Below are 13,410 nucleotides of genomic sequence, written 5' to 3'. Positions count from 1 at the left end.
CCCGGCTCCCCTTCCCGGTGCGGATCACCGGATCACCGCACCGGGAAGATCACGCCCCGGTGACCGAGGCGATCCACTGCCGGTGTGCGACGACATCGGTGTAGATCGTGTCGCCGGTACCGCACGACGGGCTGTTGTGCCCCGCGCGGCTCGTCGCGCCGGCCAGCGTGCCCTGGACGACCAGCGGTCCGCCGGAGTCGCCGTAGCAGGCTGTCTGGTAGTTCGTGCTGTAGACACACAGTTCGCTGGAACCCTGGATGCCCTGGCACCGGCTGTCCGGATCGATGCGAGTGTCGAGCTGCTTGAGGTTCGACGGCGGCCTCGGCTCGCAACCGCGCTGCGGGCAGGTCTGACCCCAGCCGTACAGCGTGACATCGGTTCCGGCCGCGGGCGAGCTGCCGGCGATCCGGATCGGGGTGTTCTGCACCGGCTGCGCGAGACGCACGAGCGCGATGTCGTACGGCCCGGCTTGCCCGCTGTAGTTCGGATGCTTGATCATGCGCGACGCCGAGGTCAGGACCCCGCCGGACTGCCAGGTCTTCGAGCCGATGCGCAGCCGCAGCGCCTGCTGCGGGATGCAGTGCGCCGCGGTCACGACCCACTGCGGCGCGATCAGCGAACCGCCGCAACCGTGGCTGCCGTTGACCTGAAGGGAAGCGATCCACGGGAAGTCGCCGGAGGCCTGTCCGCCGCCGACGATGGCCGGGCCGACCTGCCCGGGTTCCTGGGCCGTCACCGGCGACGACACGGACAGCGCCGCCGCACCCGCGATCAGCGGGATCAGGGCGGCGCGCAGCAAGGTACGCAGTCTCATAGGGGAGTCCTCCTCGACGTTGAAGGGGATGTGTGGGAATCACCCTCGCCGCGGCGGGGCTTCCGGAGAACTCCCGGCTTTGTATAGCGTTCGTCTATGGAACTCGGGTTCCGGCAGCTGCGGGTGGTCCGCGCCATCGCCGAGACGGGGACGCTGTCCGCCGCCGCGGCCGTCGTCGGCCTGACCCAGCCCGCCGTCACCGACTGCCTGCGCCGGGCGGAACGCGCCGCAGGCGGCCCGCTGTTCCATCGCGACCGGCGCGGCGCGCGGATCACCCCGCTCGGCGAGCTGGTGCTGGCCCACGCGCGCACCGTGCTGGACGCGCTGGCCAGACTGGAATCCGCTTTGGACGAGAACCGGTACGGCACGCTTCCCGATCCCGTCCGGGTCTGCGGGATCCCCGGGCAGCTGGTGGGAAATCTGGCGATCGCCGTGCCTCGGGTGCTGTCGGCCGGAGTCGAGGTGCGGGGCGCGCTGAGTGTCCCGGCGGCGCTGGACCTGCTCGCCGATCACCGGCTCGAGGTGCTCGTGGTGGTCGACTTCCCCGGCCACGCCCACGATCCGCCGCCGGAGATCGGGCGGGCGACGGTCGCGATGGAACCGCTGTTCGTGGCCGTCGCCGAGCATCACCGGCTCGCCGGCCGAACCGAGATCGCGCTGGAGGAGCTCGCCGGTGAACGCTGGCTGAGCGTCGCCGACACCGCGGACCTCGCCGACACGGAGTTCACCGGCTATCTCGCCGACGTGTGCCGGGCTGCCGGGTTCACCCCCGAGATCCGCACCCTGCCGGCGAGTGTCTGCGCGCAGCTGTGCGAGCTGGGCGAAGCCGTCCTGCCCATGGTGCCCGCCGCCCGGCGCCGCGGTGGGATCGAGGTCGTCCCGTTGCGCGGCAACCCGCTGCGCATGACCACCCGGCTGTACTGGCACAAACGCGGCCCGCTGTCCGATGACGCCGTCCGTGTGCTGTGGGAAGAACTCGTCCGGGCACAGCACGCCGTCATGGAAACCCCGGAGCCGTACCGTTCCTGGCTCGCCGGAAATCCACAGTGGACGACCACTGTGGACTCGTTCGGCGAAGCACGGTCAGGTGCCGAGCCAGCCGGGGTTGGCCGCCGCCCACTCGGGGAGCCGGTGCCGGATCGCGGCCAGCTCGGTGATCGCGAGCACCAGTCCACTCCGGACGGCCGGGACGTCGATCGCTGAGCCGTCGCGCCACAGCAGGAGATGCCGTGTCCTCAGCGGCACACCTCGCAGGGCCACCACCGAACCGGGCATCGTGGAGCCGGAATCGAGGGACTGGGCGAGTGCCACCGCGCGCGGATCCCGCTGGACGGTCTGCCGCAGCACCATCGGTTCCAGTTCCTGCACGGTGATCGTGCCGAGCCCGGCGCGGGCGCACTGGTCCGTCAGATGGTCGTGGAACTCGTCGTCCCCGCCCGCCACCGCCAGCCAGGCCGACCCGCCGAGCTCCGCCAGGGACACCTCGCCTCGACCGGCGACGGGATGTTCCGGGGACACGATCACGAAGACCGGTTCCGTCCCGACCGGGAGCACGTGGACGCCGTCCGGCGGTACGAGCTCCTGGCCGGGGTGATCCACGTACAGCGCCAGTTCCACGGTGCCGTCGAGCAACGCGGAGAACAACGCCGTCCTGCTGGTCAGCGCGAGCAGTTCGACCGGACGGCCGGGGGTGGCCGAGGCGACCACGCCGCTCAGGGTCTCGGCGAAGACCGTCGGGAGCGCGCCGATCCGGAGCAGGCCGTCGGCCGGGGCGCGGTGGAACCGGCGGATCGCCAGGTCGAGGTCGTCCGCCGCGGCCAGGACCCGCCGCGCGTGGTTCAGCAGCACCTCACCCAGCGCGGTGGGCCGCACGCCGTTGCGGTCCCGTTCGAACACCGTCCGTTCCAGCGCCCGCTCGACCCGGTGGAGCTGCGCGCTCAGTGCGGGCTGGGAGAGTCCGAGCGAGGTCGCGGCCTTCGCGATGCTGCCCGCCGACGCGATCGCGTCGAGGAGGCGCAAATGCCGGACGTCGATTTCCACCGGCCAAGTATGGCCGTCTCCGGGGCCGATCAGGGGACTGATCACCGGTCGTCCTCGCTGATGATCGTGCGGAGTTTGTGCAGCGCGCGGTGCTGGGCGACCCGGACCATGCCGGGGCTCACCCGCAGGACCGCGCCCGTCTCGGGCGCGGACATGCCGACCGTGATGCGCAGCCGGAGGATCTCCCGCTGGATGTCGGGCAGGGCGCTCATCAACCGGGTCAGGTGTTCGTGACCGTCGGCGGCGAGGGCCTGCCACTCGGGCTCGTTGGGCTCGGGTGTCGCCCGGTCGGGCGGATCGGGCGTGGGGTCGGATCGGTCCCGCGCTCGCCCCCGGAAGGCGGCGGCGACCTTCCGGGCGGCGATCCCGAGGACGGCGGCGAGGAAGGAGCCGCCGGTGACCCGGGCGGTGGGCAGCGCGGTGAGCACGGCGAGACAGGTCTCCTGTGCGACGTCCTCGGCGGCGATCACGCGTACGTCGGATCCGCCCATCCGGCTCCGGCAGTAGTTCGCGACGACCGGCTGGACGATGCTCATCAACTCGTTGGTCGCGGCGGGGTCGCCGCGACGGGCGCGGGGAACGAGGGATTCGAGATCCGCCGTCAGCGCGCCTTTGTCAGGGGGAGGAGCCGCCCCCGGCGAGGTGAGTGCGCCGGGGGCGGTCCAGGTCAGGCGAGTTCCCAAAGCGCGGGCACGTTCGGCGGTTCCCAGCCGGGCATGGAGGTGTGCGGCTGGATCACGCGGTAGGTGCTACCGCCGTAGGTGGTGGTCGCGCCGGAGCCGTAGTAGGTGTACGGCGCCCAGGTACCGCCCGGCGGGTTCGAGGTCGTCGGGCTGGTCGGCGTGGTGGGAGTGGTCGGCGTCGTGGTGGTGCTGGACGGCGGGTTCCCGCTGACCGTCAGGCGCAGGCTGTAGACGCTCAGGATCTCCGTGATCGGCTGGAAGTAGATGGTGCCGCCGGAGGTGCAGTTGCCGGAGCCACCGGAGGTGACGCCCTGCGCCTGGTCGCCGGTGATCCACGAGCCGCCCGAGTCGCCGGGTTCGGCGCAGGCGTTCGTCCGGGTCAGGCCGGTGATGGTGCCCTCGGGGTAGGTGACCGAGGTGTTCTTCTGCAGGATGGTGCCGCAGCGCCAGCCGGTGGTGGAGCCGGAGCGGCACACCGACGAGTTGACCGGGGCCTCGGTCGAACCGGCGACCGGCACGGTGCCGGGGTAGCGGTTGACCAGCGCGCGCGGGGTGTTGCCCGCGTCGGCGCGGACCCAGGCGTAGTCGTTGCCGGGGAAGCTGGAGCCGGCCACGGATCCGCTCGGGTTCGAGGTGCGGGTGCCGGTGGTACCGCAGTGGCCAGCGGTCACGAAGCCGCCTTCGACCGCGAAACCGATGGAGCAGCGGCCCGAGCCGAAGGTGTAGGCGTTGCCACCGATGATGTCGATCAGCGGACGCGGGTCCTCCGTGCTGCCTTCGACGCGGACCAGGTCGGCCTTGACGCCGGACTCGGCCGCCCAGGACTTCGCGGCGGCCTCGCCACCGGCGTTGGCGAGCACGACGATCGAGTTGGTGGTGACGTCGGTGTACCAGCCGGGCACGGTCGCCGGTGCCTTGGTGGACTTGGCGTCCAGTCGCAGCTTCGCCGCGTCGAGTTCGGCGGCGCTGCGGGCGAAGGTCTTCGGGGTCGCGCCCGCGGCGCGGACCAGGTCGGCCTGTGCGGCGTCGGTGACCGCCACGGTGAGCGTGGTTCCGGTGGCGTCGAGCCAGGATCCGGCGTACGACGTGCCGAGTTGCTTCTTCAGCGTGTTGTCGGTGACCGCGGCGCGCTGTTCGCTGGCGAGCCGGAGCTTGGCCTGCTCCGGGCTGATCTTCAGGTCACGCGACAGGGCGGCGAGCATTTCGGACTGTGCCTGGTCGGCCGGGGTGGCTTGCTGACCGGCACTCGCGCTGGGGGTGAGCGCGATGGCGGTTATCAAGCCTGCCCCGGTTATGGCCGCGGCTGTGGCGGCGAGGATCTTTCTATTCATGTCAACGCTTTCCTCGAACTGGCGGGGGAGGGAGATTCGTTCCCGACCGTACGAGGCGCATCACGTGACTGGTACATACCATTTGGGTCATATCGCCCGGCTTGAGCGTGGGGTGATATGGCGGTCCGGCATGGTGATCCTGCCGGTAATTCCGTTGCCGCGCAAAGGTTTCAGCCGCCGGGAAACGCGGGATGTCCGTCGTGTCCGATTCGGTTCGCCGCAGTGTTCCAGACGTCAATACCGTACTTTTGAGGGGTAGGGCAAAGGGTGCGCCGGAACTTCTCACAGGGTGAGGAAGTGCCCGTCGTGCCGGAGGGGGCGCCGGCACGACGGACACGGGTGTGGCGGACCTCAGTGAGCGGCGCAGCGGTAGCTCGTGGCGACCGCGGGATCACCGTGGCCCCGGTACCGCGAGATCTGCGGATACGGGCAGAGATCGCGGGTGAGGGTCTTGTCGCCGTTCGCCGCGGGCAGGGTCGACGGCGCCTTGCCGTGTTCGACCCAGTCGACGAGCGCGCCCAGCGCGTTCGTCGGCGCGGCACCCGCGCCGCCGGCGCAGTGCGTGACACCCGGAGCGAAGAACAGCCGGTAGAACTCGTTGACCCGCTTCGGGCCGCCCAGTTCGCGCTCCACCTCGTGGCGGTACCGCAGCGTGCCGCCCGGCGGGATCAGCTGGTCGTCGGTGCCCACGAAGGTGATCAGCTTGCCGCCCGCCCGGCGGAAGTCCGACAGATCGGGGTCCGAGGTCCCGATGACGTCGTCGTACTCCCGCACCGACTGGCGGAACAGCTCGGCGAACTGGCGATAGGTGATCTTCGAGGCGTCGAACCCGGGCTGCTTCTTCAGGAAGGTCCGCACCCAGCCCAACGCCACCGGGAAACCGGGGGCGTTCGTCACCGGGCCGAACTCCGCGCTCTTGGGGAGACCCGGCCAGAGCCGCCGTCCGTGTTCGTCGGTCGGACCGGCCCAGATCTTGCGCACCACCTCGGCGTCCGCCGCGGTGACGACGACCTCTTCGTCGCCGCAGCGCACCTTGGTGCCGATGAGCGAACGGGGGTCGTAGCCGCATTCGTCGGGCCGGTCGACGATGCCGTTGGTGACCCCGTCCCGGCCGTCGCAGGCCTCGATCGCGGCCTGCCGGAAGGCGGAGAAGACACAGTCCGAGGGGAAGGTCTTGTCCTGGTTCATCACGACCTGCGGCCACAGGGTCGCGACCGCGAACTCCGCCCAGTGCACGGCGGGCGCGTTCGCCAGGACGCCGTCGAAGTCCCCGGGATACCGCTGCGCTTCGGAGTAGCCCTGACGACCGCCGGTCGAGCAGCCGTTCCAGTACGAGTAGGAGACGGCTCGCTGGTAGAACTTCCGCGTCACGTCCTTCCCGATGACGGCGGCCTCGTGCACGGAACGGGTCGCGAAGTTCGTCACCAGCGGCTTGTTGATCTCGCCGTTGTCGGTGAGTGCCCATGAGGTGTCGAGGAAGGTCAGGGGAACACCGGCGTCGGTCGTCACGCCGCTGTAGCCGTCCTTGACCGCCTGGACGAGCGGCGCGCCGAAGTCGCCGGCGGTGTAGGCGCTGCCGCCGACCGCCTGGAGCCTGCCGGTCCACCCGGTCAGGGGCAGCGCGACGGCGACCTTGACGTGGTCACCCGCCGATCCGTGGGTCAGCGTGACGGTGATTTCGCAGTAGGCGGGCACGTCGGCTTTGGCGGGTTTCGCCGCCGCCTGGACCGATTCGATCCGCGCGCCCGCCGGTGCCGGAACGGGGACTGCCGCACACGATGACGACGTCGCCGCCTCGGCGGGCGCCGTCTGGGTGACCGAGGTCAGCACCAGCGGCAGCAGGGCGGCCAGTGGGGCCGCCGCGAGGAACATCTTCTTGCGTCTCATCACTTTCCCGAAGCTAGGCCGATCGTGTTGACAGGACGTCTACATCCTGTGGACGCCGCTCGAGAGTCCTAACCGGACGGTTTGGGTATCGTCGGACGGGCGGCCAGCCATGGCCGAGGGGAGGAATGCCGCACCATGCCGCTTTTCGGACGGGAAGCCGAGCTGAAGGACCTGGGCGAGCTCGTCGACGGACCAGCCGCGGGCTGCGGTGGCGTCCTCGTCCAGGGCGAACCCGGGGTCGGCAAGTCCGCCATCGTCACGGAGGCCGTCGCCGCGGCGACGGTCGGGGGCCTGCGAGTGCTGCGCACGACCGGGGTCGAGGCCGAACGGAACTTCGCCTACGCGGCCCTGCACCAGTTGCTCTTTCCGCTCCGGGCCGGTGCCGACACCCTGCCCGCGCCGCAGCGGTCCGCGCTCTGGACGGCGCTGGGGCTCGCCGAGGCCGCGGAGCCCAGCGCGTACCTGGTCGGCCTCGCCGCGTTGACGTTGCTCTCGGAGGAGGCGGCGGCCAGGCCGTTGCTGATCGTCGCCGAGGACGTGCACTGGCTGGACCGCGAGAGCGCCGACGTCCTCGCGTTCGTCGCCAGGCGCGTCGAGACGGAACCGATCGTCCTGATCGCGACCCTCCGGGAGGGCGAGCCGTCGCCGCTGCGTGACGCGGGACTGTCCTCAATGGACCTCGAACGCCTGCCCGGTGAGGTCGCGGCCGAACTGCTCGACTCCGTCGCCCCCGGGCTCCCGTCCGCGGTCCGGTCCCGGCTGCTCGCCGAGGCCGCCGGGAATCCGCTCGCCCTGACCGAACTGCCGTCGGCCGTGACCGGGCAGGCCGATTCCGTGCTGCCGCTGACCGAGCGGCTCGAGCGCACCTTCGGCGCCCGGTTCACCGCCCTGCCGGAACCCACGCGCACGACCTTGCTGGTCGCCGCGCTCAACGAGACCGGTTCGCTCACCGAGACGCTCGCGGCGGCCGGGGCGCTGCTGGGTGAAGACGTCGAGCCGGAGGCCCTGGCACCCGCCGCCGAGGCGAGGCTCGTCGACCTCGAACCCCGGACGGTCTCGTTCCGGCATCCGCTGATGCGTTCGGCCATCCCCGCGTCGGCGCCGCCCGAGGAACGGCGACGCGCTCACCTCAGCCTCGCCGAGATCCTGCGCGAGCAGCCGGACCGCCGAGCCTGGCATCAGGCCGCCGCGGCGACCGGCGCCGACGAAGACGTGGCGGGCGCGCTGGAGAGCGCGGCCGACCGCGCCCGGCATCGGGGCGGAGCGACGGCCGCGGTCGCCGCGCTGGAGCAGGCGGCCCTTTTGAGCGCCGTTCCGGAACGCCGCGCGGACCGGTTGCTGCGCGCGGCCGAGCTCGCCGTCGAGTCCGGTGGCCGCGAGACGGCGGAACGGCTCGTGCGGAATGCCCGCGCGGGAGAGCTCACACCGCGGCAACGATCGATGGCGAGCTGGTTGCTCAGTGGCTTCGAGGACGGCGTCCGCGAGGATCTTTCCCGGGTCACGGAGCTGGCGCGGCTGGCCGAGTCGGTCGCGGAGGAGGGGCACCCGGATCCGGCGATGCGCGTCCTGTGGGGTGCCGCCATGCGCTGTTTCTGGGCCGAACCCGGCCCGGAAACGCGGCGGACGCTGCTCGCCGTCGCGGACAGTCTCCCGATCGAGAACTCCGATCCGCGCCTGGTCGCCGTCGCCGCGTACGTGGCGCCGTTCGAGCGGGCCGAGTCCGTACTCGGCGAGCTACGGAAACTCGCCGCCACCACCGGAGCCGATCCCGAAGTCGACCGCTTTCTCGGCAGTGCGTCGCTTCAGGTCGGCGCGGTCGACCTGGCCGCCCGGTTCTCCGCGGCCGCGGCACCGGGACTGCGTGCGCAGGGCAGGCTCGGACTGCTGCCCCGCGCCCTGGCGGTCCAGGCGTGGAGCCGGGTCCGGCTCGGCGACCTCGCCGCGGCCGTACCGGTCGCGGCGGAAGCGGCCAAATTCGCCAAGGAGACCGGGCAGCCGTTCATGTACGGCCTCGCCACCGCGGTCCAGGCCGAGATCGCCGCGCTGCGGGGCGAGCACAAACAGGCCAAGGCACTGGCCGACGAGGCCGAACGGGCCGGGCTCGCCGCCGGTGCCCGGCCGGTACTGGCGACCGTGCAGCTCGCGAGGGGCATCACGGCGTCGAGCGAGGGCCGGTTCGACGACGCGTTCGCCGACCTGCGGCGGTTGTTCGACCCCGCCGATCCCGCCTTCCAGCTGGCCCTGCGGGTCTACTTCGTCGCGGACCTCACCGAGGTCGCGATCCGGGCGGGCCAGGTCGAAGCCCTGCGCGAGATCGTCGCGGAGATGGAAGAACTGGCGCTGTCGACCCCGGCACCCGCCTTGCACATCGGATTGCGCTACGCCCGTGCCGTGCTCGATCCGAGCGAGGAACTGTTCGAGACCGCCTTGCGGGCCGAGCTGGACGGTTGGCCCGCCGAACGGGGGCGGCTGCGGCTGGCCTACGGCGAATGGCTGCGGCGGCAGCGCCGCGTCGTGGACTCGCGGGCGCATCTGCGCGCCGCGCGGGAGACGTTCGACGCGCTCGGCATGACCGCGTGGGCCGAACGCGCGCGTCGCGAACTGCGGAGCGCGGGGGAGTCCAGTCCGAACCGCGGCCCGGACGCGCGCGAGAAGCTGACCCCGCACGAGCTGAGCATCGTGCACCTGGCCGCGGAGGGCCTGACGAACCGGGAGATCGGGCAGCGGCTCTACCTGTCACACCGGACGGTCGGCACGCATCTGCACCGGATCTTCCCGAAACTGGGCGTCAAATCCCGGGCCGAACTGAAAGATGTCGTGAGTTCCCTGCCGCAAGTAGTCCTCTAGTTGCGGTAGTTGCGCGCGCGACCACCGCGACTAGAGGACTACTTGCCGGGGTTCAGGCGACGGTGGCGTCCAACGTGACCTCGACGTTCCCCCACGTCGCCTTCGAGTACGGGCACACCTGGTGCGCGCCCTGGACCAGTTCGTCGGCGGTGGCCTGGTCGATGCCGGTCGCTTCCAGGTGCAGCGCGGCGCTCAGGCGGAACTCGCCCGCGTCGGTGTCGTGGTGCAGCGTCACCTCGGCGACGACCGCGAGGTCGTTCAGCGGCACCTTCTTCACGCCCGCGACCCGGCGGACGGCGCCGACGAAGCAGGACGCCCAGCCCGCGGCGAACAGCTGCTCGGGGTTCGTGCCGTCGCCGGCGCCGCCGAAGGCCTTCGGCACGGCGAGGCCGACGTCGAGCGCGCCGTCGTCGGAGGTCGCCCGGCCGCCGTTGCGGCCTTCCGCGGTCGAAGTGGCGACGGCGGTGTACGTGGTTTCAGACATGCCGCAACCGTAGGAATCCGGCCGGGATCGCGGCGACCGTCGGACGACGTCAGTTCTGTACGTCATCGTCGGACGACGTACGCCGACGACGTCGTCCGACGGTCGCGAGGGCCGCTCGGGCGCGCCTACCTTTCCGCTCATGTCCCACCTGCCGCAGGAAGTCCGGTACCGCTTCACCGTCCTCGGCCCGCCGGGCTTCACGAGCGGCGGCACCCGGCTCGACCTCGGCTCGCCGCAGCAGCAGGCCGTCTTGATGCTGCTGCTGGCGAACCCTGGCAGTTTCGTCCGGACCGGCGAGCTGATCGACGGGCTCTGGGGTGAGCGGGCACCCGCGACCGGCGAGGCCGTCATCCGGACCTACATCTCCCGTCTCCGGCGGCTTCTTTCCCTGCAGGGACTGGGATCCGCGATCGTCTCCCAGTCCGGCGGCTACAAGCTGGACCAGAATTCGTTCGAGGTGGACGCCACCGAATTCGCCCGGCTGGTCGAGAGCGCCCGTCAGGCGCACAACGTGGAGACGGCGGCGAACCTGCTGGAGCGTGCGCTCGGGCTCTGGACCGGAACGGCGCTGGCCGGCGTCCCCGGCGAGGCCGCCGAACACGAGCGTTCGCGGCTGGAACGGCTGAAGCTGACCGCCACCCAGGAGCTGCTCCGGCTGCGACTGGAGCTCGGGGACCACGCCGAGGTGATGGCCGAGGCACCCGCGCTGATCGAGCGCAACCGTCTCGAGGAACCGCTGTACGAGATCTATCTCCTCGCCCTCCATCGCGGCGGGCGCCGCGCCGAGGCGCTCGAGCTCTACCGGGCGGTCCACGACCTGTTCGACGAAGAACTCGGAGTCCGTCCGGGACCGAAACTGCGGGCGCTCCACGAGAAGGTGCTTCGCGCCGAGGACGAGCAGATGCCCGGTCTCCGCGAGCCGGATGCGTTGTTCGTCGGCCGCGAGCGTGAACGCGCCGAGTTCCGGCGGTTGCTCGCGAGGGATCCGGCCAAGGGCGTCGAAGTGCTGTTCTTCACCGGCGCCCCCGGCATCGGGAAGTCGACGCTGCTGCGGAGGCTCGCCGACGACGCGGCCGCCCTGGGCAGACCCGTCCGGGTGGTCGACGGGTTCGAGGACGTCGAAGATCCCGCCGCCTTCTTCCGCCGCCTGCCCGGAACCGCCACCGTCGTGATCGCGGGACGGAACGCTCCGGGCGCCACGGTGCTGGTCGATCCGGCCTGGTCGAGGCGGATCAGGCTGCGCAGACTCGAAGCCTTGAGCGAAACCGAGTCCGCGGCGCTGCTCGAAGCCCGCGACGTCGATCCGGACCTCCGGAAGTCCATTGTGGACTTCGCGGCGGGCAACCCGTTCGCGCTTTCCCTCGCCGCCGAGGTGAGCAGGTCACCCCGAGCGGACGCGGCGCGCTACGTGATCGACACCGTCTACGCCCACCTGGCCGGTGATCCGCCGACGGAGGCGCACCGGTGGGCGCTGTACGTGTGCGCGCAAGCGGAGCACACCACCGAAGACCTCCTCCGGTCCGTGCTGCCGGGAGGACGGTCGTCGGAGCTGTTCGACTGGCTCCGCGACCATCCCTGTGTCGAGGCCGCGACCCACGGCCTCGTCCTCGGCGGCGTGCTCCGTGAGGTGCTCGACAGGCACCTCCGGTGGCGTGACCCGGCGGGCCGCGCGCGGATGCGCGGCCGGATCAGCCGGGTCACGGCCGCCCGCTGATCAGGTGCGCAACCACACCGCCGTATCCGTCGGGAGTTCCGTCTCGACCGGGCCGCTGGCCAGGAGGACGCCGAGATGCGGCGGAAGCGGCACCGGCGTGTCCGAGAAGTTCAGCACGAAGGTGAACCCCGGCTCCCGGGTGAACGCGAGTACCCCGTCGCCCAGCGGCAGCCACTCCAGATCGCCGGGTCCGAGCGCGGGAAGTTCCGCCCTCAGGCGCAGACCTGTGCGGTAGAGCCGGAGCATCGACGCAGGATCGGCTGCTTGGGCTTCCGCGGTATCGGAGCGCCACTCCTCCGGCTGGGGCAGCCACGTTCCGCCGGTGCCGAAACCGAACGGAGGAGCGACGCCGGACCAGGGGAGCGGGACACGGCAACCGTCACGGCCGGGGTCGGCGCCGTTCGTCCGGGCCCACACCGGATCCTGACGGAGCTCGTCCGGGACGTCCTCGATCTCCCACAGGCCGAGCTCTTCCCCTTGGTAGACATACAGACCGCCGGGCAGCGCGAGGGTGAGCAGCGCCGCCGCCCGCGCCCGCCGCGTCCCGAGTTCCCGGTCCACCGGAGTGCCGTGAAGCCGGTCTGCGAAGGCGAAGCCGGTATCACCGTCGCGCCCGTACCGGGTCACATGCCGGGTGACGTCGTGGTTCGACAGGACCCAGGCCGCGGGCGCGTCGACCTCCTTGTGCGCCGTCAGCGTCCGCTCGATGACGTCTCGGAACCGCCCGGAATCCCAGGGGCACACCAGGAAGTCGAAGTTGAACGCCGCGTGCAGTTCGTCGCGGCGGAGGTACCGCGCGGCACGCGACATGTCCGGCAGCCACATCTCGCCGACCAGCACGCGGTCACCCGGGTAGCTGTCGGCGATCTTGCGCCACGACCGGTAGATCTCGTGCAGCCCCTCCTGATCGGAGAACGGCGTCTCGTCGCCGGGATCGACGTCGGGCAGCCGGGGGTCCTTCACCAGCCCGTCGGCGACGTCGATGCGGAAGCCGTCGACCCCGCGGTCGAACCAGAACCGCAGGACGTCCTCGAAGTCCGCGCGGATGTCCTGGTTGTCCCAGTTGAAGTCCGGCTGGCGCGAGCTGTACAGATGCAGGTACCACTCGCCGTCCGGCACCCGAGTCCAGGCGGAGCCGCCGAAGCGCGACTTCCAGTTGTTCGGGGGCTCGGAGCCGTCCGGACCGCGGCCGGGACGGAACCAGAACCGTTGCCGCTCAGGTGATCCCGGTTCCGAGGCGAGCGCATCCTGGAACCAGCGATGCTCGTCGGAGCAGTGATTGGGCACGATGTCGATGATCACGCGGATACCCCTGGCGTGGGCCGCGGCGATCAGCTCCTCCGCCTCGGCGAGGGTGCCGAAGAGCGGGTCGATCTCCCGGAAGTCGGCGACGTCGTAGCCGCCGTCGTCCATCGGCGACGGATACCACGGGGTGAACCAGATCGCGTCGATCCCGAGTTCGGCCAGGTAGTCCAGCCGCGAGCGGACCCCGGCGAGATCGCCGACGCCGTCGCCGTTCCCGTCGGCGAAACTGCGGATGTAGACCTGGTAGATCGCCGCGCTCCGCCACCATCCGGCGGACTGCCCCAATGCGGTCACGGAAATGCCCT

10 protein-coding genes are annotated in these 13,410 nt (G+C 71.3%); 3 read left to right on the top strand and 7 right to left on the bottom strand.

Going from position 1 to position 13,410, the window contains the following annotated elements:
* Window positions 1-49: 49 nt before the first annotated feature.
* Window positions 50-814: a S1 family peptidase gene (locus tag ACLJRM_RS03495; protein ID WP_410662231.1), complete on the bottom strand. Its 765-nt coding sequence runs from the start codon at window positions 812-814 to the stop codon at window positions 50-52.
* A 96-nt stretch (window positions 815-910) separates the two neighbouring features.
* On the opposite strand from ACLJRM_RS03495, the gene ACLJRM_RS03490 reads away from it, so the two are divergent.
* On the top strand, window positions 911-2,017 hold the full coding sequence (locus tag ACLJRM_RS03490) for a LysR substrate-binding domain-containing protein (protein ID WP_410662230.1): 1,107 nt from the start codon (window positions 911-913) through the stop codon (window positions 2,015-2,017).
* Here ACLJRM_RS03490 and ACLJRM_RS03485 read toward each other — a convergent pair.
* From ACLJRM_RS03485 to ACLJRM_RS03470, 4 genes are all read right to left on the bottom strand, one after another.
* Entirely contained in the window at window positions 1,898-2,854 is a 957-nt protein-coding gene (locus ACLJRM_RS03485; RefSeq protein ID WP_410662229.1) for a LysR family transcriptional regulator, read from the bottom strand. The two genes, ACLJRM_RS03490 and ACLJRM_RS03485, sit on opposite strands and share 120 nt — an antisense overlap.
* A gap of 41 nt (window positions 2,855-2,895) precedes the next feature.
* Window positions 2,896-3,537: a sigma-70 family RNA polymerase sigma factor gene (locus ACLJRM_RS03480; RefSeq protein ID WP_410662228.1), complete on the bottom strand. Its 642-nt coding sequence runs from the start codon at window positions 3,535-3,537 to the stop codon at window positions 2,896-2,898.
* A complete protein-coding gene (locus ACLJRM_RS03475) occupies window positions 3,522-4,868 on the bottom strand; it encodes an alpha-lytic protease prodomain-containing protein (protein WP_101608299.1) in 1,347 nt (448 codons plus the stop codon). Before ACLJRM_RS03475 ends, ACLJRM_RS03480 begins: the two co-directional genes overlap by 16 nt.
* A gap of 351 nt (window positions 4,869-5,219) precedes the next feature.
* Window positions 5,220-6,755, bottom strand: a complete 1,536-nt coding sequence (locus tag ACLJRM_RS03470) for a tannase/feruloyl esterase family alpha/beta hydrolase (RefSeq protein WP_410662437.1) — start codon at window positions 6,753-6,755, stop codon at window positions 5,220-5,222.
* Window positions 6,756-6,890: 135 nt separating this feature from the next.
* On the opposite strand from ACLJRM_RS03470, the gene ACLJRM_RS03465 reads away from it, so the two are divergent.
* Window positions 6,891-9,602 carry a helix-turn-helix transcriptional regulator gene (locus ACLJRM_RS03465; RefSeq protein WP_410662227.1) on the top strand — a complete coding sequence of 904 codons (2,712 nt, stop codon included), beginning with the start codon at window positions 6,891-6,893 and terminating at the stop codon, window positions 9,600-9,602.
* A gap of 52 nt (window positions 9,603-9,654) precedes the next feature.
* Here the strand turns inward: ACLJRM_RS03465 and ACLJRM_RS03460 are convergent, their stop codons facing one another.
* A complete protein-coding gene (locus tag ACLJRM_RS03460; RefSeq protein WP_410662226.1) occupies window positions 9,655-10,086 on the bottom strand; it encodes an organic hydroperoxide resistance protein in 432 nt (143 codons plus the stop codon).
* A gap of 139 nt (window positions 10,087-10,225) precedes the next feature.
* Here ACLJRM_RS03460 and ACLJRM_RS03455 point away from each other — a divergent pair, with 139 nt between their 5' ends.
* The gene (locus ACLJRM_RS03455) at window positions 10,226-11,800 is read left to right on the top strand and encodes a BTAD domain-containing putative transcriptional regulator (RefSeq protein ID WP_410662225.1); all 1,575 of its coding nucleotides are present in this window, start codon (window positions 10,226-10,228) and stop codon (window positions 11,798-11,800) included.
* Here the strand turns inward: ACLJRM_RS03455 and ACLJRM_RS03450 are convergent, their stop codons facing one another.
* Window positions 11,801-13,399 (bottom strand): glycoside hydrolase family 13 protein, encoded by a 1,599-nt coding sequence (locus ACLJRM_RS03450; protein WP_410662224.1) that lies wholly within the window; start codon window positions 13,397-13,399, stop codon window positions 11,801-11,803.
* Window positions 13,400-13,410: the final 11 nt, after the last annotated feature.

The organism is Amycolatopsis sp. lyj-84 (assembly GCF_046549075.1).
Taxonomy (GTDB): domain Bacteria; phylum Actinomycetota; class Actinomycetes; order Mycobacteriales; family Pseudonocardiaceae; genus Amycolatopsis.
Note: the sequence above shows the minus strand (reverse complement) of the source record. Positions and strands in the feature narration are given on the sequence as shown.